This window comes from Chitinophaga eiseniae, from assembly GCF_012641265.1.
In the GTDB taxonomy this organism is placed as follows: domain Bacteria; phylum Bacteroidota; class Bacteroidia; order Chitinophagales; family Chitinophagaceae; genus Chitinophaga; species Chitinophaga eiseniae_A.
Genome location: NZ_JABAHZ010000010.1, coordinates 143,969 through 168,809 on the forward strand (window position 1 = coordinate 143,969; position 24,841 = coordinate 168,809).

Here is a 24,841-nt window from a genome sequence, read left to right on the forward strand (position 1 = left end):
CAGTTCAATTAATTTTGATGGATGATAGTGATAAAGCCTTTGAATTGTGGTTTATTATCGCCCAGGTCTATTATATAGTAATAGGTGCCCTCTGCCAGCGGCTGCCCGTTAACAGTAGCATTCCAATTGTTTGTATAACCATGTTGCTGGAATACCAGGCGGCCCGCACGATCAAATACCTTCACCTCATTTTGTGGATACATATCAATATTTTTTACGACCCACGTATCATTCTTGCCATCGCCGTTAGGCGTGATAATATTATTGGCTTCCAGTTTATAATCTTCTTTTACCGTGATGGTAATGTCACGGGTAACGCTGCAACCAAAGGCATTGCTGATAGTTACCTGGTAAGTGGTGGTTACCGCCGGACGGGCCATTGGCGCCGCTATCGCCGGGTTGTTAAGTCCCGTTGCCGGTTCCCAGCTGTAACTGCTGCCGCCAGAAGCTACCAGCCTGATGGTTTCTCCCTTACTGATCGTGGTATTACCATTGGCCTGTACATTGCCTACCGGTGTCGGATGTACGGTCACCTGCAGTGCCGTAGAGCTGAGCTGATAGCTGCTGCTGTATATCGCCTTCACAGAATAATTACCACTTTCTTTCACGAGGAGCGACTGGCTGTTGGCCCCGGCTATCTTTACATTGTTGAGATACCACTCGTATGCCGGTGCTGTGCTGGATTGCAGGGTAACGCTGCCGCCTTCGCAGAAGACAATATCCCCGCTAGCCGTAATAACCGGCTCGCTGTACGCGGTTACGTTAATGGTTTGTACCACCGCGGTAGCTGCTTCGTAGTTGTTATTACCTGGCTGCGTAGCCGTGATATGAGCCACACCAGCTGCACCTACTTTCGCAGTATTACCGGTTACGCTGATCACATTGCTCGCATCGCTGCTGAAGGTTACCGGCAATCCGGAACTGCTGGAGGCAGTAAGCGTGAAATCAGGATCGCCCTGGTTTTTATCGCCTGGACTGTTGAAGGTAATTTGCTGGGTAGCCCGCGTAATCACTAATTGTCCATTTGTAAAGCTAATATCGTAGTTGCTGCTGCTGAGTCCTGCCGGTGTAATGATATAGCTGCCGGCATCGATAGCTGATTGTGAACTACCGGCGTAGGACAGGCTGCCACTTAGTTTGGTAGCATCGTCGCCGTTAACAAATCCGCTGTAGCTCACGCCGTTGCCGCCGGTGTAGGCTGTACCATTGTATACCCGGGTATCATCGTTGGCTTTCACGGTTAATGCCGCTTTGGCCACCTGTAGTGTTTGGGTTACCGGTGTAGCAGCGCCGTAGTTGCTGTTACCAGCCTGACTGGCGGTGATGGCAATGCTACCGGCACCGGTGATGGTAACGGTATTACCATTAATAGTAGCCGGACCGCTTTGAACGCTGTAGCTTACCGGTAAGCCGGCATCGCTGGTGGCGTTAACAGTAAATGCAGCATCGCCATATGTTTTATTCGCTATTGCGCTAAAGGTGATCGTTTGTGAAGCTGAAGTTACAGCCAGTGTACCATTTACAAAGTTGAAATCGTAATTGGCAGCGCTGATATTGCCGGTAGTAACAGTAATCGGATAAGTGCCTATGGTACTATTGATATCCGCAGTGGTGCTGATCGCCGCGCTGTCGCTCACCACACTGGCATTTTCATTTTTTACAAACCCGGTAATCGTGTAATCCAGCTTCGGATTAGGCTGTAAGTAAATTTTTGATTTATTGTTAGCCGTAACAGTCAGTATCGCTTTAGAGATGCTGAAGCTTTGCGTTACCTGTGCAGCTGCCTGGTAGCGGTTGTCGCCTGCCTGGTCAGCGGCAATAGTCACATTACCTGCACCGGTAATGGTAACGGTATTCCCACTAATAGTAGCCGGACCGCTCACTACAGAATAGGTGATTGCTAAGCTGCTGTTACTGCTGGCATTCAGCGTAAAGTCAGCATCGCCATACGTCTTGTTAGCAAGGGTGTTGAAAGTGATGGCTTGTGTAGCTGGCGTTACAGTCAGCGTAGCACCGGTAAACTGGAAGTCATAGTTAGCAGCTGTCAGCCCGCCAATGCCTACCGTAATCGGGTAGTTGTTCGGCACACTGTTCACATCCGCAGTGGTGCTGGCGCCGGCAATACCGGTGATCACATGGCTACTGTCTTCATTGTTTACAAATCCAGTTACCACATAACCGAAGGTCGGATTAGGTTGCCCGTAAGCCCTTGACTTGTTATTGGCTGTTACCGTGAGCATCGCTTTGTTAACGATGAAACTTTGTGTAACTGTGCTGGCAGCAGGGTAGTTGCTATTGCCCGCCTGGTTGGCCGCAATAGTCACATTGCCAGTACCCGTGATGGTGACAGTGTTACCGTTGATAGTAGCCGGACCGCTTTGAACGCTGTAGCTGACCGGTAAGCCGGCATCGCTGGTAGCGTTAATGGTAAATGCGGCATCGCCATATGTTTTATTCGGTACAGCGGTGAACGTGATCGTTTGTGAAGCTGACGTTACACTCAGTATGCCACTTACAAAGTTGAAGTCGTAATTAGCTGCACTGATATTGCCGGTAGTAACGGTAATTGGATAAGTGCCTACAATGCTATTGATATCCGCTGTAGTACTGATTGCTGCGGTATCATTAATGACACTATTGTTTTCATTTTTAACAAACCCGGTAATCGTATAATCCAGCTTCGGATTAGGCTGTAAGTAAATTTTTGATTTATTGTTGGCCGTTACAGTCAGCGTGGCTTTGGCTACGCTGAAGGATTGCGTTACCTGCGTGGCTGCCTGGTAGCGGTTATCACCTGCCTGGTTGGCAGCAACAGTTACGTTACCTGCACCAGTAATGGTAACGGTGTTACCATTGATAGTAGCCGGACCGCTCACTACTGAATAGGTGACTGCTAAGCTGCTGTTACTGCTGGCATTCAGCGTAAAGTCAGCATCGCCATACGTCTTGTTGACAAGGGCGTTGAAAGTGATGGCTTGTGTAGCGGGCGTTACCGTCAGCGTAGCGCCGGTAAACTGGAAGTCATAGTTAGCAGCTGTCAGCCCGCCAATACCAACCGTAATCGGGTAGTTGTTTGGTACACTGTTAACATCCGCAGTGGTGCTGGCGCCGGCAATACCGGTGATCACATGACTACTATCTTCATTGTTTACGAACCCGGTTACCACATAATCGAAGGCCGGATTAGGCTGACCGTAAGTCCTTGACTTGTTGTTGGCCGTTACCGTCAACATCGCTTTACTAACAGTGAAACTTTGTGTAACTGTGCTGGCAGCAGGGTAGTTGCTATTGCCCGCCTGGTTGGCTGCGATGGTTACATTACCAGTACCCGTGATGGTGACAGTGTTACCGTTGATAGTAGCCGGACCGCTTTGAACGCTGTAGCTGACCGCTAAGCCGGCATCGCTGGTAGCGTTAATGGTAAATGCGGCATCGCCATATGTTTTATTCGGTATAGCGGTAAAGGCGATCGTTTGTGTTGCCGGTGTTACGTTCAGTGTACCATTTACAAAAGTGAAACCGTAATTGGCCGCGCTGATATTGCCGGTAGTAACAGTGATCGGATAAGTGCCTACGGTACTATTGATATTTGCTGTAGTACTGATACTCGCACTGTCGCTCACCACACTGGCATTTTCATTCTTTACAAATCCTGTAATGGTGTAATCCAGCACAGGGTTAGGCTGTAAGTAAATTTTTGATTTATTGTTAGCTGTTACGGTCAGCGTGGCTTTGGCTACGCTGAAGGATTGCGTTACCTGCGTAGCCGCCTGGTAGCGGTTATCACCTGCCTGGTCGGCGGCAATAGTTACATTACCTGCACCAGTAATGGTAACGGTGTTACCATTGATAGTAGCCGGACCGCTCACTACCGAATAGGTGACTGCCAAGCTGCTGCTACTGCTGGCATTCAGCGTAAAGTCTGCATCACCATATGTCTTGTTGGCAAGGGCGTTGAAACTGATGGCTTGTGTAGCTGATGTTACAGTCAGCGTAGCACCGGTAAACTGGAAGTCATAGTTAGCAGCTGTCAGTCCGCCAATACCAATCGTAATCGGGTAGTTGTTCGGCACACTGTTCACATCCGCAGTAGTGCTGGTACCGGCAATACCGGTGATCACATGGCTACTATCTTCATTGTTTACAAATCCAGTCACCACATAGTCGAAGGTCGGATTAGGTTGGCCGTAGGCTCTCGACTTGTTATTGGCTGTTACCGTCAGCATTGCTTTGTTAACGGTGAAACTTTGTGTAACCGTGCTGGCGGCAGGGTAGTTGTTATTACCTGCCTGGTCGGCCGCAATAGTCACATTGCCTGTACCCGTGATGGTCACGGTATTACCACTGATAGTAGCCGGACCGCTTTGAACGCTGTAGCTAACTGGTAATCCTGCATCGCTGGTAGCGTTAATGGTAAATGCGGCATCGCCATATGTTTTATTTGGTATAGCGGTGAACGTGATCGTTTGTGTTGCCGGTGTTACGTTCAGTGTACCATTTACAAAAGTGAAACCGTAATTGGCCGCGCTGATATTGCCGGTAGTAACAGTGATCGGATAAGTGCCTACGGTACTATTGATATTTGCTGTAGTACTGATACTCGCACTGTCGCTCACCACACTGGCATTTTCATTCTTTACAAATCCTGTTATGGTGTAATCCAGCACAGGGTTAGGCTGTAAGTAAATTTTTGATTTGTTGCCGGCTGTTACGGTCAGCGTGGCTTTGGCTACGCTGAAGGATTGCGTTACCTGCGTAGCCGCCTGGTAGCGGTTATCGCCAGCCTGGTCGGCGGCAATAGTTACATTACCTGCACCAGTAATGGTAACGGTGTTACCATTGATAGTAGCCGGACCGCTCACTACTGAATAGGTAACCGCTAAGCTGCTGTTACTGCTGGCATTCAGCGTAAAGTCGGCATCGCCATACGTCTTATTAGCTATCGTATTAAAGGTGATGGCTTGTGTAGCTGATGTTACTGTCAGCGTAGCGCCGGTAAACTGGAAGTCATAGTTAGCAGCTGTCAGCCCGCCAATGCCTACCGTAATCGGGTAGTTGTTCGGCACACTGTTCACATCCGCAGTGGTGCTGGTACCCGCAAGGCCAGTAATTACATGACTACTATCTTCATTGTTTACGAACCCGGTTACCACATAATCGAAGGTAGGATTAGGTTGTCCATACGCCCTGGACTTGTTGTTAGCTGTTACGGTGAGCATCGCTTTGTTAACGATGAAGCTTTGCGTAACTGTGCTGGCCGCAGGATAGTTGTTATTACCCGCCTGGTCGGCCGCAATAGTCACATTGCCAGTACCCGTGATGGTCACGGTATTACCACTGATAGTAGCCGGACCGCTTTGCACGCTGTAGCTAACTGGTAATCCTGCATCGCTGGAGGCATTAACGGTAAAGGCGGCATCGCCATATGTTTTATTCGGTATAGCCGTAAAGGTGATAGCCTGTGTTCCCTGCGTTACGTTCAGTGTACCATTTACAAAAGTGAAATCGTAATTGGTCGCGCTGATATTACCGGTAGTAACGGTAATCGGATAAGTGCCTACCACGCTATTGATATCTGCTGTGGTACTGATACTCGCACTGTCGCTCACCACGCTGGCATTTTCATTTTTTACAAATCCTGTAATGGTATAGTCAAGTACGGGATTAGACTGTAGGTATACTTTTGATTTGTTATTGGCCGTTACCGTCAGCGTCGCTTTAGCGACGTTGAAACTTTGTGTCACAGTTGTTGCCGGCTGATAGCGGTTGTCGCCATCCTGGCTGGCGGCAATGGTTACATTACCGGTACCGGTAATAGTTACGGTATTGCCACTGATAGTAGCCGGACCGCTGGTTACTAAATACGTTACCGCTAAATTACTGCTGCTACCGGCATTCAGGGTAAAGTCGGCATCGCCATAAGTTTTGTTGGCAAGTGTGTTGAAGGTGATAGCCTGGGTTGCTGGCGTTACAGTGAGCGTAGCGCCGGTAAACTGGAAATCATAGTTAGCGGCTGTCAGTCCACCAACACCTACTGTAATCGGGTAGTTATTTGGTACACTGTTAATATCTGCGGTAGTGCTGATGCCGGCAATACCGGCGATTACATGACTACTGTCTTCATTATTTACGAAGCCGGTGATGAAGTAATCCAGGTTAGGATTCGCTTGTCCGTAAGTCCTGGATTTATTGTTGGCAGTTACGGTGAGTACTGCTTTGTTAACAGTAAATGCTCTGGTAGCCGTAGTAGCAGCATCGTAGTTGCTGTTGCCTGCCTGGTCGGCGGCAATGGTCACGTTACCCGCGCCGGTAATAGTTACGGTATTACCGCTGATGGTAGCCGGGCCACTTTGAACGCTGTAGGTGATCGGTAAACCCGCATCGCTGGTGGCACTTACTGTAAATGCTGCATCACCATATGTTTTATCAGGGATGGTGGTGAAAGTGATTGCCTGCGAAGCAGGTGTTACGCTCAGTGTACCATTTACAAAGGTGAAGTCGTAATTGGTGGCGCTGATATTGCCGGTGGTCACCGTAATCGGGTAGTTACCCGCTGTGCTGTTGGCGTCCGCTGTGGTACTGATGGCAGCGGTATCACTTACTACCCTGTTATCCTCGTTTTTCACAAACCCTGTAATCGTGTAGTCCAGTACCGGGTTAGGCTGTAAATAGATCTTTGATTTATTGTTAGCAGTTACGGTCAGTATGGCTTTCGCTATGTTGAAGCTTTGTGTTACCTGCGGGGCGGCCTGGTAGCGGTTATCGCCTGCCTGGTCGGCGGCAATGGTTACATTGCCTGCGCCGGTAATGGTAACGGTATTGCCGCTAATGGTAGCCGGACCGCTGATTACAGAGTAACTGATGCCTAAACCACTGTTGCTGCTGGCGTTCAATGTAAAGTCTGCATCGCCATATGTTTTATTGGATAAAGCATTAAAGGTGATGGTTTGCGTAGCCGGTGTAACGGTGAGTGTACCATTTACGAAGTTGATGTCGTAGTTGGTAGCGCTGACAGCCTGGGGGGTCAGTGTAATCGGGTAACTGTTTGGTACGCTGTTATTGTCTGCGGTTGTGCTGACATCAATAGTGCCATTTATTACACTGATATCTTCATTATTTACAAACCCTGTAGCCGTGTAATCTAATGTCGGATTCGGCTGCAGGTAAGCCTTCGACTTGTTATTAGCGGTAATAGTGAGTGTCGCCTTCTTCACGAGGAACGACTGTGTTACTGGTGTGGCGCCAGAATAGTTGCCATCTCCAGCCTGGTTGGCCGCAATGGTAACTGTACCATTACCGGTAATGGTGATGGTATTGCCGCTCACGGTAGCCGGGCCGCTGACTACGGAGTAGTTAACGGATAGTCCCGCGTCGCTGGTAGCGCTGGCGGCAAAAGGCAGGTCGCCATATGTCTTATCCGGTATACCCGGGAAGCTGATCGTTTGCGGCGCAATGTTTACCGTTAACAGGTTATCGATAGTAGAGATATTATAATTGGTAGCTGTGTAGGTACCACTTATCGTAATAGGGTAGTCGCCCGGCGAACTGTTAAGTACGGCGGTGGTATTGAGTGTAACCGTGCTTGTTATCACGCTTTGATCTTCGTTGTTAACCAGCCCGGTAACAGTATAGGTGAGCGTCGGATTGTTTTGTCCGTACAACCGTTGTTGATGGTCTGCCTTGATCACCAGCGGCGCTTTATTTACTGTAAATGTTTGCTGTACCGGTGTGGCAGCCAGGTAGTTGCTGCTACCGGTTTGCTTGGCGGTAACGGTTACAGTACCAATTCCGGTAATGCTCAATAAGCCATTGTTCATTGAAGCAGGACCTGTAACCGTATAGGTAATATCTGTTTCTCCATCGCAGGTAGCACCGGGGGCGAAAGGCGCTGCCCCGTATACTTTGTCTGCAATAGGAGGGAAGGTAATAGTTTGAGCCGCCTTGTTAATGGTCAGTGTGCCATTAGTGAGGTTAAAGCTGTAATTGGCGGCACTCAGGGTGTTTTGAGCCACGACAATAGGATAATCGCCAGGTGCGCTACTGTTATCCGCGTTCACGGAGAGCGTAGCAGTACCACTGAGTACACTGCTGCTATCGTCGCTATTTACGAACCCGGTTACGAAGTAGTCCAGGGTGGGATTAGCCTGGTTATAGAACCTGGTTTTGTCGTTCGCTTTCACCGTCAAGGTTGCCTTGGCAACGGTAAATGTTTGCGACACCGGTGTGGCAGCGATGTGATTGGCATCTCCCGGCTGACTGGCGGTAATGGTTACATCTCCCGCGCCGGTGATGGTAAGCATATTGCCATTGAGCGTAGCAGGGCCGGAAGTAACGGTATATACTACCGATAAGCTACTGTTAACGCTGGCATTCAGGGCAAATGCAGGATCGCCGTATGTTTTATTGGACAGGGCGCCGAAGGTAATGGTTTGCGGCGCCTGTGTAATGGTCAACGTCCCGGTTCCGGCCGATAGCGTGTAGTTGGCGGCCGCAGCGGCACTTACATTCGGGGTGATGGCGTAGGTGCCAACACCACTGTTAATGTTAGCGCCATAGGTGGCGGTGATAATGCCTTTGATGGCGGCAGTGCTGTCGTCGCTGTAAGCGAAACTATTATAAAGGAAAACCGGGCCGGGGTTGGCTACACCATAAATACGGCTGGTATCCTGTACGTTTACCGTCAGTGCTTTTTTGTTCACCGTCAGGGTGCGGGTTTGTGGCGCAGCTGCCAGGTACGCCCGGGTATAGGGGGCATTAGCGGTGATCTGCGCGGTGCCTGCTCCTTTGATCCGGATCTTTCCGTTCACGGTATCGGCTACGGCAGTATTGCTGGAAGAATAAATGATGGTGGTGTCGCCATTGGTGATAGCACCAGGCACAATATCTGGATCACCGTAGGTAACGGGTGTAAATGGAATGAAACCAATGTTTTGCGCTGCAGCCACGTATTCATAGGCCCCAAGGTCAATGATGGGGTTAATGATGCGGGTGGCGCCCTCTAAATCCTGTGTACCTGCCTGTACCGGGTATGAAGTCTGGTTCGTTTGCGGGTCGCCGCTGTTAATGGCGAAGTTGGCGCTGGTAAGATGCAGGTCGCCCTGGCCGGCGTTCACGAATGTTACCGGATTGATTGTTTGGGACGTACTGCTATTGGTATAAAAGCTATTCCCTATAATGTTGTAACCGAACGAAGGGGGGATCGATGAGATTTGCGTACCTGGCGTATTGCCGGAAATAATGCTGTTGTAGACGGTAGTTGCGACGCTGGAAACTGCATAGTTATTGCTGGCGGTATTCCCGCTGATAGTGACATTGGTGAGCTCAGTTCTGCCAAAACCATCAATAGCGCTACCCCGGTAATTGCTGTAGTTACCAAAGAAAATGCTATTACTGATTTTGGTAGTGTTGGTTGTGTAAATGGCGCCTCCAAACAATCCACTGTAGTTGCCATAAAAGGCAGTATGCTGTATATTCAGCTTTGCATTGTTGCTGTAAATACCTCCGCCATAATCAAAGGAAACCCCCGCTGTAACAATAAAACCATCTATTAATGTTTCGGTGGTATTGTCGCTGGCAACGATCACATGTCGGCTATTGGTCCCCCTGGTGTTGTTATAATTGAGCGTGATGTTGTTGGTTCGAATATCATCGCCACCCAGGTCGCCACTGAGAATAGTGGGATTAGCGCTAAAATTTCGGGAATTGATGGTCGTTTCTGAGCCGGCAAACCCGCCGTACAGTTTCAATGCAGCGGGTAGCACAAAGGATATACTATTATCTCCTGTGGCCGTTGGTTTGTAAACGCCTTTAGCTACCCATACCTGCGTAATGCCACTGGCAGGATCAGCGGCTGCCGTGAGTGCGTCGCGCAGTTCGGCCAGCGGAAGGCTCCAGCTGCTTCCATCTCCATGGGGAATACCAGTATTATTGTTTACATATACAATACCGTTCGCATCGGGATTCACGACAGTCAGGTTGCAGGGGGGCATCTTTGTTAGGTTGGCAGAATCGGGCACGGGTGCGGCTAAGGTACGATCCAGTATCCAGCGGGTAGTATCCTGTAGGAGTGTACGGAGTGTTGAAGGAGCACCTACCAGGGCGCTACAATTATAACGGCCATTCACGGCATTCATACTCGGGAACTTGAGTACTGTCGTGGTAGCGGGTTGCATTGATTGGGAGGAGGTGAAGTCGCAGGAACCCAGGGTAATGTCCCATTCTTTCCGGTTGATATTAATACCGGCAATGAGTGTTGGGTTATTAACGGAGCCGGTAAAGGCAAAAAGCTCATCGCCCGCCAATCCGAGACTTACATACTTGCTGGCAGATGCCTGGGTGGCGGTTATACCGGTAACAGTGCCGGTGACTACCCCACCAATGGTGGCCTTCAGGGGAGCATACTTACAATAGACAACGATTTGTTGTCCTGCGCGGATCACAGTACTACCGGAGTTCCACTGGATAACACCGTCTGTTTGGGAACCGTTGCCAGCAGGAGTACAACTGGTAGATTGGAAGCCGCTGTCGGTCCAGCCCAGGTCGGTAAAGTAAATGACGGTGTTGGCGGGACAGTCGCGGAGTAACACAAATGAAAATAGATCATTTTGTGTGCTCCCGTTGTTATTATCGTCAAAGCTATTGATCCCGGTAAACACCAGGTCACCGGCGCCAATTGTTTGCGCGTGCAGGGAGGAAACAATGCCGAGGGATAATAAAAGGCATAAGCATGCCTTACGTAGTGTTGCCTTCATATAGGGGCGAAGTCTTTGGTATAAGAAATATGTCTGTTACATCCTGTATTCCAGGATGTAAAAAATGAATTCTACAAGGCGCTGTTTATAACTACGCGCAGAGATATGTATTAATCCAGCCGGAGGCTATCCCGGTTGGTTGCTCTCTCACTACATCCTGCCATACCTGTAATGTTTCCGCGTTTTCACCAATGATAGCCGGCTCCAGGTTTTCATTTGTCTTCACCAGCCAGGAAGGCGCAATCATATGATGGGTGGCGGTGTCCATGCGTAGGGGCCCGCGTGGACTATCGATTGTAACATCCGCTAAGGATGCCAATATTTTTTTAGCTTGAAATTGATGCAGGTTGGCTGTTTTGAAAATGTGCTCCAGCAGGATGCCTGTTTCCCAGCCATGCATGCTGTCTATATTAACGGCTTTGCCACTTTGTTGAAGTTGTGTTTTCATCAGCTGATTGGCAGCATTGGGCAGCACAGATACCCAGGGTACATACCCGCTGATAGAAAAAGGTAAGTTTAGTTCACCATGTACGGCGGTTAATCTTTCGTCCAGCAGCATAGGGCTGGCAAATACCTGTAATTCAGGGGCCATCACTGTTTGCTGTAGTTGTTGGAGAAAGCAATACGCCAGGTCGCCATTGAAAAGCGCCAGTAGCGTACGTACGTTCCCGTTAGCCTGTAGAAACTCAGTCAGGGGAGCTATGTTGAAATCCTTTACGGTATATTGACTCACATAATTATACTGTATACTGCCGCCATGATCGGTGTATGGCTGAACAAGGGCATGCGTATGTGAGTACCCGGCATCATAAAACGAAGTGCACATGGCGGCGTCATTAGCCAGGGCAGCTGTATGTATACCGGTGAGCCGGCAATGAATAGTATGGTTCAGTGTATTGGATAATACCATGGGATGAGGTTCCCAGGTATTCATATATTTGGCGCCTCCATGCATCAGTATCACCAGCCGGTTCAGTGATTTAGCCAGCTGGGCCACTTTTTCCACGGCTGCCTGGTCAGCATACAGCACCAATACATCTACCTCGTTTTCCAGCAGCATGGTTTCTGCAGCTTGCAATACGAGATCGGCATCTACCCCATAACCAATATTGGCAGAAAATATTTCCACGTTCACCTCCCGGTATTGCAGGTAAGCCTGCATGGCTTTCAGCAGGTGATGATGCATCAAAGGATGGAACGTAGATTTAGGTAAAAGTATGCCTGTTTTCATATTCGGTTTACGATCATGTTTGGGATGGAAAAACACCAAACAGGGAAATAATAAAATTGACAGCCGTATAAGGCTGCATATTGTACTTTGGTTGACTACCGCCGGTGGGCTGCACCTGCATCATGTAGTTTCCGTCGGATGACATTTCTGCCACTGTAATTGGCTGGAGGTAACCCGCATTCGGCGCCGTAGCAGGCGTCGTGCTGTATACCGTGTTACCCGCAGTAATAGCCGGATAACCTGGCGAAAGTGCAGTACCAGGATTTTCACCGTACGCGGGAATTGCTACGGATGCTTTTAACAGGTGGGCGTGTGGAGGTACGTTGATGGGCATCAATGTCACTTGTTCGTTGCCACCCACTTGCCCAATTGCGTAGGCGCCATTCATGTGCAGAGGAGCCCTGCCCTGTAGGTTGGGCAGCGCAAATGTGGTGTCGCCATCACCTCCATAAGTAGTACCAATCAATTGAAACAGCGCGTCATTCTCTGATATTGCTTGTAAACTGCCGTCACAAAACGCCCAGCCTGCGGGAGCAAAATTGCCAGCAAATATTCTTATCTCTCCTAAAAAAGGCATTGATTGTAATTTATAAGATCAGGGATCAGGTACGTGGCGGAAAAACTCCTTGCAGCGCAATCACGAAATTAAGTGCCAGGTAAGGCTGCATGTTATTAAGTGGCAAATTGGGATATCCTCCATTAGCGGCCTGTATGGTTGATTTTAAAGGGATATTGACTGTATCAGGAACACTTCCATATAGCTGTGTACCGGTTGTTGTTCCCAGGTAGTTACCCACCGGATTATAGGTATTGTTAACATCTCCCATTGGAATTGCCAATGGTGTTTGTGTAACAAGATGGGTATGTGAGGGAAGTTCAGTGAGTGCGAGGGTCACTGTTTCGACGCCTGCTTTCTCGCCTATATCCCGCTGTGTCAATCCCGGTCCCTGCCCCACGCCTATAGGTACGCGTCCCTGTAAATCGGGCAACCCGAAATTACTTTTGCCATCTCCGCCATAGTTAGTACCCAATAGCGAAAAAAGCGCTGTATTCTGTGAAAGAGGTATGAGTTGACCGGCACAAAGAGCAAAGCCAACAGGGGCGAAATTAAATGGGAAAATCATAATTTCTGCCACGAAAGGTGAAATAGGCATGTAGAGATAATTTAAAACTGACTTGGAAATACTCCTTGCAGGGCGATGATGAAATTGATAGCGAGATAAGGCATCTGGTTATCAAAAGGTGTAGAGGTGTTTATATTGTTGTTGGTGGCGAGTGGTTGATTGCTTGCCAGGTCTTTAGCCAGTACATCTTCTCTTATGATGGCCATTCGATCATCTGCCACTGTACTATATCTGGGGCTGCCTGCTGCAGCCGGCGCCGGATAAGCGTTTTTGGGGGACTCGACATTGGAACTGAAACCTATTGGCTGTGTTAAGGTAGCGGTCACATTGTGCCCGTGGTCCGGTAAATTTGAAACGGCAATTGGTTGAGCCGCGAGCCCACTGGCTTCCCCCAGTGTGTGACCATTTCCCCAGCTCATAGGAACTCTTCCCTGCAGGTTAGGCAAAGCAAAATTAACACGCCCATCCCCACCATAGGTAGTACCGAGCAGAGAAAATAATGCCTGGTTCTGATTGATTGGCAGTAGCTGCCCATTGCATAAAGCATGTCCTTTCGGTGGAAAAGGAAAGGACATCATCCTGATTTCCGACAGGTATGGAGTAAAATCATCGCCAAAGATTGATGACATAATTCAGGGATAAAATTGATATAAGTATAGTGCTGTCTTGAGGGATTCAATAAGTGTACGGCTAAGAATTTCCGTAAAAGTATAGCTAAAATTCTTTTCCAGCATAAATTATTTTTGAATTTTTCGATTTTGCGTATAACTACCTATCTTCGTTCCACTTTCATGAACCCCCTTTTACCTTATGAATCATCATCGTCGTTCCTTTTTACGCAACACATCACTGGCAACAGGCTTACTGTTACTGCAAAAGCCATTCAAATCACTGGCTGCTATTACTGAAAATGCAGCTTATCTGCCCGGCGATAACCGGGAATTCCTGGTGTGGCATACCAATGATCAACACGGGCAATTAACTGCCTTATTGCCGGAAAGCAGACAGGGACTGCTCCTGGATGCGGGAGATTTTTTAGATGATACGGCTAACGTACAGGCACATATGAAAATGATCCAGGCCATGAATGCCGCAGGTTACCAGGCCGCTACTATTGGTAACCGGGAATTGGCCGGAGGCGCCGCCGCCCTGGCTGCCCTCATTCCGCATATGCAGTTTGCATTGGTCAACTGTAATTACCGTTTTGCAGATAAAGCGCTCGCACAAAAAGTGCTGCCTTATAAAATCGTATATGTGGGCGCGTTAAAAATCGGTATCACCGGCGTAGGCCCTCAACTGCCTGCCGGCAACGGGGTCACCTGTTTGCCACCGGTACCCGCCGCTGATGCGGTGGCTGCCATGCTCAAAAAAGATTACGGTTGCCAGGTAGTCATCTGCCTCTCTCACCTGGGATACAAGCAGCCCGACACCATCACCGACAACCATAATATGGCCACCGATACCCGGCATATCGATTTCGTAATCGGTGGGCATCAGAAAAAAATGCTGGCATCTACCATGGTATGCCGCAACCTCCAGGACCGGGAGGTATATCTCAGCCAGGCCGGATGGAATGGTAATATGGTAGGAAAAATGAAAATGATGTTCAATGAAGAACGCCAGGGCTGCGGTATCCAACCCGGCAGCATCATGGCTTAATGTCTATAGGGTTTTTCTCGCCAAGGCGCAAAGAAGCAAAGAATTAAAAAGAAGAAGAGAGCGAATTTTAAGCCCGCAAAGCAGGGAGATTATAAAGTATATAGCTATACGATAAAATCTCCCTGCTTTGCGGGCTTAAAATTCGCATCAATCTTCGCTTCTTTGCTTCTTTTGCGTCTTTGCGAGAAAAATATATCCTGAGGTTACCGGTATTCATGTTATTATTTTGATTAATATCTTTGAGCCCTCACGAAGAATTCATATTGGGTTTCCACACAATTTCAAATTTTTTGTATAACTTCCCACTTTAGTTTGTAACCATAAACAGGCAATGTTAACCGCCTAACCATATCAATTTTAAACTAATGGCCTTATACACGCTAACTAACGTATCTATCGGAGAAGAACAATTCAAGCAATTTCATGCCCTGTCGCTGCAGCAAACGATGGATGGCCATCATTCCCTGGAGCTGAAAATCGGTTACGACTGGTTATCCCGTTTAGGCAGGAATCCTATCGCTGCCGGCAAATCTTTCCTGGGAAAGGATATCACGGTATCTGTACAAGCGATCGACAAAAGCGGCGATTTTAAACCGCTCCTGTTTAACGGCATTGTTACCGCTGTCAGCTCCGGAAAAGAAAGCGATGGTATCAACGGCAGCTGCGTTATACGGGCTACCGGCCCTACCGTATTGCTCGACGGCAACCCGCATATCCAGTCCTACGAACGGCAGGAACTGGGAAGCATCGTTAACACGGTGCTCAAAACAGGCAGCGCCTCCGGCTCCCGCCCGGAAGTAAATCCCGCTACCAGCAAGCCACTTAAATACATTGTACAATATAAGGAAACAGGCTACCAGTTCTTGCGCCGTTTATCGGAACGCTACGGGGAATGGTTTTTCTATAACGGCCAGCAAATCATCTTCGGTCAGTATACACCCCGCAAGATAAACCTGGTACACCAGGTAGACCTGATCAATTTCGACCTGGAGCTGCGGGTATTACCCAATAACCAGTCGATGAACGGATGGGAATACCGGCAGAATAAAACCGTGGAAGACAGCACCAACGCCAAATCCGCTGGTAATACCGGTTCTTATACGCAACATGCGCAGGCCATGAGCGAAAAGCTGTACCAGAAGCCGGCACTCTATAAAGTGCCTTTCGCCTTCAGCGGTAATGCCGCCGAAGAATTACAATCGCTTACCAAACGCCAGCAACAAGGCCAGATGGCACAGATGGTGCAACTGAAAGGACATAGCAAAAACACCGGTCTACGTATAGGGGATATCGTCAGTATCCAGGAAAATGTTTTTTCGAGAGAAGATCATGGCGAATTTGTCATCACTGCCCTCGAACATCATTGTAATGGTAACGGTGAATACAGCAACACTTTCGAAGCCATGCCCGCGGAAGCCGCTGCTCCCCCGGTAAACCTGGAAAATATTCCCCGCTGTGAAGCACAAAGCGCCATAGTTACCGATAACTATGATCCCAAAGGACTGGGACGTATACGCGTTCGCTTTAACTGGCAAACCGGCTCCACGCCCTGGATACGCCTGCTCCAGCCCCATGGCGGCGGTGATAAGGGATTTTATTTTGTGCCCGAAGTAGGAGAGGAAGTATGGGTAGATTTTGAAGGCGGTAATGCAGAAGCCCCTTACGCTACCGGCGCTGCCTACAATGGCGGTGCGAAAGCCGGCTTCGGCGATGCACAGAATAACGTGAAGGTAATCAAAACCCGCAGCGGCCACACCTTTCGCCTCGACGACAGCAGTGGACAAGAGTCCATCACCATCTCCGATAAATCAGGAAATGTGATCGTCATGGATACCAGCACCAGCAGCATTTCCATCACCGCGCCGGAAAACATCAGCATCAAAGCCACCAACATCAGCATACAGGCCAATGAAAATATTGATGTCAATGCAGGCTTTAATATGACACAAGCCGCCGGTATGAACATGAGCCACTCCGCCGGCGTAAATATATTGCACAATGCAGGCGATTCTATCAGCCACTTTTCTGTGAATGATTACCGCCTCACTGCTACCAATATCACTAAAATAGCAACGGAAAATATGGACGTACAGGCCCGGAAAATTGAAAAGACGGCAGAGGAAATGAAAGTCGACAGCTCCAAAGAAGAGATGACCATCAATTCCGGTAAGTCAGTGGCCATCAAGAGCGCAGAAAAATCCAAATTATTCTAAACCATTGCAATAACCCACTTCCATTATCTTTAAACTGAAACCTATGGGTGATAATAAGGCCGGTAACATGGTCGTCATCTGTAAAAAATATACAGAAAACGGCGAAAATATACGCTGGAACAGCCAGGGTGAAACCTCCCTCAACTCCGGGAAAAGAATCCGGATGGCTGGAAAACAGGAGGGCGTTACCTTCCATAAAAATGACCCCGTTGTACTCAATACCGCTACTACCATCAAAGTACTGAAGGTAACCGGCCCCGCCAGCGTTATCAACGGCAATACCCACGAGTTCAAAGCCATCGCCTTTAGTGAAACAGTACCCGACCATCAGCTTATGCTGGTCAACTGGGCCTTTTCTTTCGATGACGGCAAAACCATCATTCCCTTTAAATCCGGTACCACCAAAGCAGAGAAAGGAATTGCATATAAAACGATTACGGTAGCAGGCAATACCGTCGATAAGCAAGTATCAGTATATGCTTATTTCCGCAAAGCCGATCCGAATGTAAAAGCTACCGCGAAAGTTATCTATCTTCCCCTGGTAGTAGATGTTTACCGGGTACCCGGGCTCAATGAAACCGGCCTGGACATCGCCAATGATATGGCTTACGGCAAAGGCACCGGGAAAAAGCCAGTGTATTCGGCAGCAGATATTGCCGCCTACCGGAATGCTTATCTCGATACCGGCTTCGATGCAGCCAAACATGCCAAATTTGCGAATGCCGACGCTGGCGACAAAGGTATCTATTCCACCGCACAGGTAATGAATACCGGCACGCTGATGAAGCTCTCTAACTTCTCTTCCGACTCCATGCTGTTCCTGGATTTCCGCACCATGGTGGAACTCATGGCCCGGGGAGATCTGAACGATAATATCCGGAATATGATCGACCGCTTTCAGAGTAACAAAGGCGGCGTATATGAGAATGCGGCGCTCACCAAAGCGGTGGTCGCCAATCCCTCTACCCAACGCTTTTGCACGGGCATTGAAGATGAAATGGCAGACAGGATTAAAAAAGCAGGAGGAGAGCTCACCGCCATGGAAGACAAACAAGTGTACTATGGCGATGAAGCAGGATATAAAAGTAAACATCCTTACGGGCATCCCGCCTTTCCCTATAGCCGCGATTATAACCTCGCTACGGGATTGACCATTGCTATCAACGATGTTTGGTCCTATAAGGTAACTCTCACGGCATTTAAGTTGACCGGCAATACTTACAAAGCAAAGTACGAAGTACAGCTATGGGATCACTTTGGCCTGGATCTGCCAGACATGGAAAAGTTTTATTCCTATGGCGCGGGCTTCCGTGCCTGGTTTATATTACAGCACCTGAGAGGGTACAAACCCTTCCTGACCAAAGTACAATTTGAAAAGGAATTCACCGGCAACATCACGGAAGGCGCCGCCGAAAGGAAAAGTAAAAGATAGTATGAATCGAATGATAAAATATAGCTATGCGGGCATCCTCCTCTTCTGGATGTGGTCGTGTACGCAGCCTGCCCAACACCAGGCGCCACACATCCTGGCATTGAATAAACTGACCCGTAAGGGGCCCGTGAATATAAACGGTCAGCCCAGGCCAGGATTGTATCAATACGCACTGATAGAAAATACACCCAACAACCCGGATAGTCTCCGGCAACTGCTGCGCACCTGGTGCGACTCGGCCATTAACAAGCCCGCTATGGAAAAGCAGTATTACCGCTATTTTATACAGTTCTTCGATCGATCTGCTGCTACGGAAAGTTACCTGCAGGGAAAAGAAGATTTCTGGGATACACATAATGATATTAACCAGGAACTGAGCGACTACCGGGGAGAATTGCGCTATGAACGCTGCTCCCGGGATTCGTTACAGGGACAATGGACGCTGGAAGTAAGCCTGCCCGGCTATCACCAGGTAGATACCCTTGGACATAAATGCACAGAGTAAACGGATATGGGGCTATTTTCTTTAAGCAAAATATTCAGTAAAACAGTGGCACCGCCGGTGCTGCAGGCCTCCCATATATACGTGGTCACCGCCAGCTACCAGGCAGAAAATACCACTACACTCCGGTATAATATGACCATCTGCCGGATGATCGTAGGTGATAACGGGAACGACTATTTCCAGGTGAACCGCTCGGAAATGACGGTCAATGACGAACCCGCCTCCGATCACCTGGCCTCCGACCTGGCTGCCCAATGCGGCAGCGTAATGTGGCCCCTGCAAATACAAACAGCGGAAGATGGTAGCATTACCGGTATTTATAATCACCCGGAGATCGTGAAGAGATGGGAAGAGAAAAAAATACAGCTGTTGCAGTATTTCACCGGACCGGAAGCCAGCAGCTATATCAGCGCTACGGAACAAACGCTGTTGCAACCAGCTGCCTTCCTGGAAGCGGTGAAACAAGACCTGTTGCTCGTTACCTGGTGCTCCCTGATGCGTACCGGCCATCGCAACACATTCCCCGCAGCTTACCCGGTGCAACCTTTTGAACCGCCGGTAAACTTCCTGGTCACCGCACAACGAACGCCTGCCGGACAAATCCTGCAAACAGGCCAGCCTGCACAGGATGCCACGGAAGGGCATATGGAAATAAAAGCGGTACAATTACATCCACCTGGTTTTTTACAACGATTAGAAGGAGTATGGACACAGGGTAACTATAAAGTTACCCTGCGTGCCATCAATATCAGCGATGAACATCAACAATAAAACATCCATTGTATGGCCGATAAACACTTTGTAGTACAGGGCGCCACCTGTAAATGCGATTTTGCCGCCAAGACCGATAAACTGGTCATCAGCGGCAACAACCGCGATTATATCAATGATGGAGATGGCAGCGAAAAACCTATCGCCAGCACAAAAGATACCGGGACACCCCTGGAAGCAAAAACATTTGGCAACTGCAGCAAAAATAACAACAGCACCTGTGTACCGTCTATCACCGCGTGGCAACAGCCTTATGAAAAAGTAACCCTCACCAATGGGGGAAAGGTGCTGACAGAAGATAGTAAAGCGGTATGTGCTACCGCCGGATCGGCCTGTATTTCTATTCTCTTCCACGGGCAAACAGCCGCGGTAAACAGTGCCCATTTCGATAAAGTAGAAGTAGAAACAATGTCGGCACTCAACCCGATGGCGCCCAAACCAGCTAATCGTAAGGAGATGCCCAAAGTGCATACGATTAAAGCCGTCGTAGAAGGGCGGGTGCCAGCGCTGGAATTGGTGAGTAGCAGCCAGAAAACAGATGCGGTAAAAGTACTGATCGTACGAGTAGATGAATCGATCAACTTCTCGGTAAAATCTTATTTTAACGAAGCCAAGGCAGATAAAGATAAAGTAAGCTGGAAAATCCTGGAGGGACAAGGTTTTGAAGGCGCCGCCCGGGATTTTAACGAGGCCGGTCCCACCCTGAAAATGAACTTCGACGTAGCCGGCGACTATCGCGTGATGGCCTATGGAAATGAAGGCGATGATACCCGCTGCTCCCTCGATGTGAAAGTGACGGTTAATAAACTGAAAGACCACCTTAGCGTAGGAGAGGGGATGGGGCGACTGCTAAAGGGCAGTGAACAACGTATTCGTAGAGGCGTTCCGGTTACCGTGAACGCCGACTATGAAATGAAGCCGGCCACCGCAGAGGAAAAGAAGCGGGTATCCATGCAGGTGACCGACCAGGCAGGCAATATCGTGGCTGCTACAGAACCTGGCAACGACAAAATTACATTTACTCCCGATAACTCTGCTGCCACTTACAAAGTAACAGCCACCATGGCAGCCGATACCCCCGATGGCGCACCACAGACAGTTAGCCAGGATATGGTTTCGGAAGCAAATGGCGTAGTAGCTGTTACCAACGACCAGCAGGCCGATGTGATCAGACCCGGCACTACCATGAGCTTTAAGGTAAGCGAAATGGTATACAAAACACAGGTGCAGGATTTTGAAAGCAGCATGATCAAATGGCAGCTCAACGGCCGTGACGTCGGCACCGGTTCTGCTATTTCCCTGGACGGCCGCATGCACTTTATGCGTCCGGGTAAATATGTAGTGGAAGCCTACGTGATGAAAGCCGATGCCTGGGATGTCCGCAAAGGCGCACCCGCGGGCAACCATCAGAAAGACGACTGGCGCTTTGAAGTGAAGAATAATGAAGTGGTGCAACTGGAAGTAGAAGGCGGTACCACCGACTGGATAGTAGGTAAACACTACACATTGGTAGCTAAAACACTCATGAAATACCAGCGGGAACTGGATGGTCCGCTGACATGGGTGCCTAACAACAACAGCAGCACAGAAAAGAATGCGGGCGTTTACGCTACCCATGCAGGCAAATTCTATATGACCGCCACCCTCGGCGCCTCTACCAAAAGGCTGGAAGTAAATGCGAAATACGCCGCCATCACCCGCTGGTGCTTTGGAGATAAAGAAGGCGTATATAAACCCTTTGCCGGCTGGAAAGAAACCATTAAAGTGCTCGTCAGCTGCCCCGCTGCGGCAGGAGAGAAAGTTAACCTGCATATCCTGGAAGCCGATAAGTCGAGCTTCAATTATATTAAAGACCTGGGCGAGGCCACCTTTGATACCAACGGCGATATCAAACTCGATGTTAAAACCGATGACCTCAAACCTCTCCTGAACAAATTATACGAATGGAATGAATACGACGTATGCTTCGGTATCCTGCAAAGGCCCGGAGGCATTGAGTTTGCAGACGTAAAAACCGTAGAGGCCAAAGGCAAAAAGTTCTGGTATCCAAAAAAAGAAAGCAACCTGCGTGATAAGGAAACGGGAAAATATGTGTACATCGACGACACCAAAGAAGTGGTGTCGGTACACTTCTACGACAGCAAAGATTATCCTGCCTATAAAGTGTATAAATATGGGGAGAAGATAAAGATCCATATCCAAACGCGCAACCTGGGTGGGGAAACGCTCACCCTGCAACTCTGGGAAAATAAATACAAGGAAGAAGATAAGCTGGCATTGGAGCTGACCGGTAAGGTCGACGACCAGGAAATCCTGAATATAGAACTGGATACGACCAAATTAAAAACAGGTGTAAAAGCCAAAGATGACAATCTTCGTCCCTTCTATGCTATCATCAAATCCACGAAGGCCGATAAGTTTGAATTCCCCAAGGAAATAGCAGATAAAAACACCTTCAATCCTAAAACCATTAGTTATTACCAGCATATTAAACTCTCGGATGGTGCGGCCGACCTGCTGAATAGGGTGACCAAAGATGTGGCGCCCACCGTACTGGGAGAGGCGTTGGAGAAAGAAGAATCTTCCGGTGGCTGCCCGCGTTGCAATGAAAAAATAACGCCGGCCACACTGAAGAAAATGTTCCCGGATGCGACGCCGGAAAGCCTGCAAACAGCCGCCGACATCTACAACAAATACATGAAGGAACTGGGCATGAATACCTGTTGGAATAAAGCTCATTTCTTTGCACAGATCATGGTGGAAACCGGTAGTACGCTGCACCTGAAAAGTGGGGAGAGCTTCAACTGGTACTGGAAAAGCCTGATCGAAAACTTCGGCGCCTTTCAAACCACGGATGGCCGGGCCAAAGCAGAATTATGGGGTAGGGCCAATGAAAAGCCTCCTCACCCGGGCGTAACACCCGAGAATGAAAAAAATATTGCGAACTACGCCTACGGTCCCGATGCCGCCAAAGGAAGAGAACTGGGGAATACCCAGGCCAACGATGGCTGGAACTTCCGCGGGAAAGGCCCCATACAGCTAACAGGCCGCACCGCCTACGACTACGCCAACACCTACACGAAGCGGGAAAACGCAGATATCGTTGCCGATCCCGACCTGGTGATCAAAGACCTGAAGATAGGAGTGCTGTCGTCTATGGCCTTCTGGAAATGGAAAGGGTTGCAGAACGCGGCCAACGGCAATACGGAAGTGACCGAAAAGATCAGCAAAAAAGTAGGTAAAGATGCGGTGACTTCCGACGGCAAGAGTAGCCACGCGGAAAAGAAAAAAGCATTTAAAGAAACAACATCGGTCGTGTTTAAAGTGAGTGAATGCCTGTACGGTATCATTCCTGCGGGCGACAACAACAAATACCGGATTGATGTGGACCTGTTTACCTACCAGCAGATCCGGATCAACAAAGAATCGAAGCAATACCAGTTTGATGTATACAACAAGAACACCCTGGTAAAAACTTATCTGATGGATATAAACCAGAAAGACTTGTTGCCCTTTCCGCAGGAGGGGCCCAACTGGGGCCGTTTTGGGACCAGGGATGCCGGCGGCGATAACTATGCGGCGCCGAAAGTAACGGCCGCATTCTTTGGCTTCTTTTATTCATTACCACTCAATGGATATACCGGTACACTCTACTATAACGACATTTCCGCAAATGACGGAAGAAATATCGGGCACCAGGGCCACGTGCACGGCGATGATATGGATATCCGCTATCCCGGCGCAGCGCCTGATGAACGGTACTGGTACGACGCTAAGGCACATTATCCATCAGAAGAAAAATTTGTAGAAACCCTGGAAAATATTCTTACCATTGCTCTAAAATGGGGTTTTAATACCAACTATGCCTATAAAGCAGGTATTAAAAATACCAAAGGGGTGGCGATGAGCGTTCACCAGGATCACTTTCATATCGGATTAAGATAAACAACAAACAATGTATAAACACACCTTCACCGGAATCGTTGCGATGGTATTGGCTTGCGTGGGTTGTCATCCACAGGAAAGTAATACGAAACAGGCAGCGCAAACCGATAGTGTTAAACCAATTGAAAACGTATATACCATGAATGCTGCTTTACTGAAAAAGCACAAGGAATTGCAGATGAGGCTGGAAGCATCAGAAGATGGATCTTATCCTATCTATAAATATACCGAGACCGATGTAAACGTGGCATTGCCAGCCATCGCAGAAGGGTTGAAAGCGCAGCATTTCGTGCAGTTGTCCGACGACGCTTTTAAAGCAAAGATCCGCAGCATATTTGGCGACGTTTTTGAATCCGGTAGTTGCGACGCCAAAAAACATGAACAGTTTATTACCTTGTTTGACGGGAAGAAAAAAGAGGACGAAGAATATTGGTATACGGTAGATAATATTTTTGTTTCCACGGGGTATCATTTTATCACCCATGTACCGCTGGTGGGCGATTTTATTGAGTTTACCGACAGTGCCCACTATAAAATACAGTTGCTGCCTTCAATGGTATCCAGGAATAAATACCTGCTCAACGACAGCAAGGCCGACCTGGCCATCTTGCTGGCCAACGACTCGGTATTCCTGAAAAGGCTGGTCAAACAGTACGGCTATACGAAAGAACCCCGTATCAACGACCTGGCCATGAACGATTATGCCCGTATGGATGATAACCATATTGGTACCGTGGGTGAAGCCATTTTTGTGAAAGATTGCAAGGGGAAAATGTTGATCCGGGAAGAGCTGCTCACCTGGATAAAAGACCATACCACCGCGGAAGATCACCGTTTACTGGATGGTTTAAACTGGTATGCTTCGGCGTTGTACGACAACAGTGGCAGTACCGAGTTTACCAGGCAAAAGCCGTTTGAGCTGTGGTCGCTGGAAGAAAAGAGAAAGATAGTGGCATATGTAGCCAATATTTATGTGCCGCTGTTTCATGCGCTGGTACCTAAGAACCCCGCTACCTGGCCGGCTGGCACAATCCTGGAAAACCTGTTCCTGGAAGACAAAGGGTTGCGTGACTATTTAATTCAGCAACAGTATTTCGGATTACCGGAATTAAGAAAGGAGATAGAGCCCAGTATTGTAAAGTAGTCAAGCATATTAACAGGCATAAAAGAGGGTTGCATTTCATGCGAAATGCAACCCTCTTTTATTGAT

The 24,841-nt window shown here is 48.6% G+C and carries 12 protein-coding genes; 7 read left to right on the forward strand and 5 right to left on the reverse strand.

The genetic code is table 11. The features are described from left to right. Positions 1–8: 8 nt before the first annotated feature. The 5 genes from HGH91_RS28380 to HGH91_RS28400 all read right to left on the reverse strand — a co-directional run bounded on the left by HGH91_RS28380 (position 9) and on the right by HGH91_RS28400 (position 13,735). Positions 9–10,751 (reverse strand): MBG domain-containing protein, encoded by a 10,743-nt coding sequence (locus HGH91_RS28380; protein WP_168742634.1) that lies wholly within the window; start codon positions 10,749–10,751, stop codon positions 9–11. A gap of 91 nt (positions 10,752–10,842) precedes the next feature. Beyond that, positions 10,843–11,982, reverse strand: coding sequence for an ABC transporter substrate-binding protein (locus HGH91_RS28385; RefSeq protein WP_168742635.1), 1,140 nt, complete (start codon positions 11,980–11,982; stop codon positions 10,843–10,845). Positions 11,983–11,995: 13 nt separating this feature from the next. Next, positions 11,996–12,559, reverse strand: coding sequence for a phage tail protein (locus tag HGH91_RS28390; RefSeq protein WP_168742636.1), 564 nt, complete (start codon positions 12,557–12,559; stop codon positions 11,996–11,998). A 25-nt stretch (positions 12,560–12,584) separates the two neighbouring features. Continuing rightward, the gene (locus tag HGH91_RS28395; RefSeq protein WP_168742637.1) at positions 12,585–13,136 is read right to left on the reverse strand and encodes a phage tail protein; all 552 of its coding nucleotides are present in this window, start codon (positions 13,134–13,136) and stop codon (positions 12,585–12,587) included. An 11-nt stretch (positions 13,137–13,147) separates the two neighbouring features. Further along, positions 13,148–13,735 (reverse strand): phage tail protein, encoded by a 588-nt coding sequence (locus tag HGH91_RS28400; RefSeq protein ID WP_168742638.1) that lies wholly within the window; start codon positions 13,733–13,735, stop codon positions 13,148–13,150. Between the two features lie 181 nt (positions 13,736–13,916). Here HGH91_RS28400 and HGH91_RS28405 point away from each other — a divergent pair, with 181 nt between their 5' ends. From HGH91_RS28405 to HGH91_RS28435, 7 genes are all read left to right on the forward strand, one after another. Further along, complete coding sequence (locus HGH91_RS28405) at positions 13,917–14,765, forward strand: hypothetical protein (RefSeq protein ID WP_168742639.1); 849 nt, start codon at positions 13,917–13,919, stop codon at positions 14,763–14,765. A gap of 365 nt (positions 14,766–15,130) precedes the next feature. Then, entirely contained in the window at positions 15,131–16,978 is a 1,848-nt protein-coding gene (locus HGH91_RS28410) for a type VI secretion system Vgr family protein (protein ID WP_168742640.1), read from the forward strand. A 43-nt stretch (positions 16,979–17,021) separates the two neighbouring features. Further along, complete coding sequence (locus HGH91_RS28415) at positions 17,022–18,410, forward strand: DUF3289 family protein (RefSeq protein WP_168742641.1); 1,389 nt, start codon at positions 17,022–17,024, stop codon at positions 18,408–18,410. Position 18,411: 1 nt separating this feature from the next. Further along, a complete protein-coding gene (locus HGH91_RS28420) occupies positions 18,412–18,915 on the forward strand; it encodes a hypothetical protein (RefSeq protein WP_168742642.1) in 504 nt (167 codons plus the stop codon). 6 nt (positions 18,916–18,921) lie between these two features. Continuing rightward, positions 18,922–19,686 carry a hypothetical protein gene (locus HGH91_RS28425; RefSeq protein WP_168742643.1) on the forward strand — a complete coding sequence of 255 codons (765 nt, stop codon included), beginning with the start codon at positions 18,922–18,924 and terminating at the stop codon, positions 19,684–19,686. A gap of 12 nt (positions 19,687–19,698) precedes the next feature. Next, the gene (locus tag HGH91_RS28430) at positions 19,699–23,631 is read left to right on the forward strand and encodes a PAAR-like protein (RefSeq protein WP_168742644.1); all 3,933 of its coding nucleotides are present in this window, start codon (positions 19,699–19,701) and stop codon (positions 23,629–23,631) included. A gap of 10 nt (positions 23,632–23,641) precedes the next feature. Then, a complete protein-coding gene (locus HGH91_RS28435) occupies positions 23,642–24,775 on the forward strand; it encodes a hypothetical protein (protein ID WP_168742645.1) in 1,134 nt (377 codons plus the stop codon). Positions 24,776–24,841: the final 66 nt, after the last annotated feature.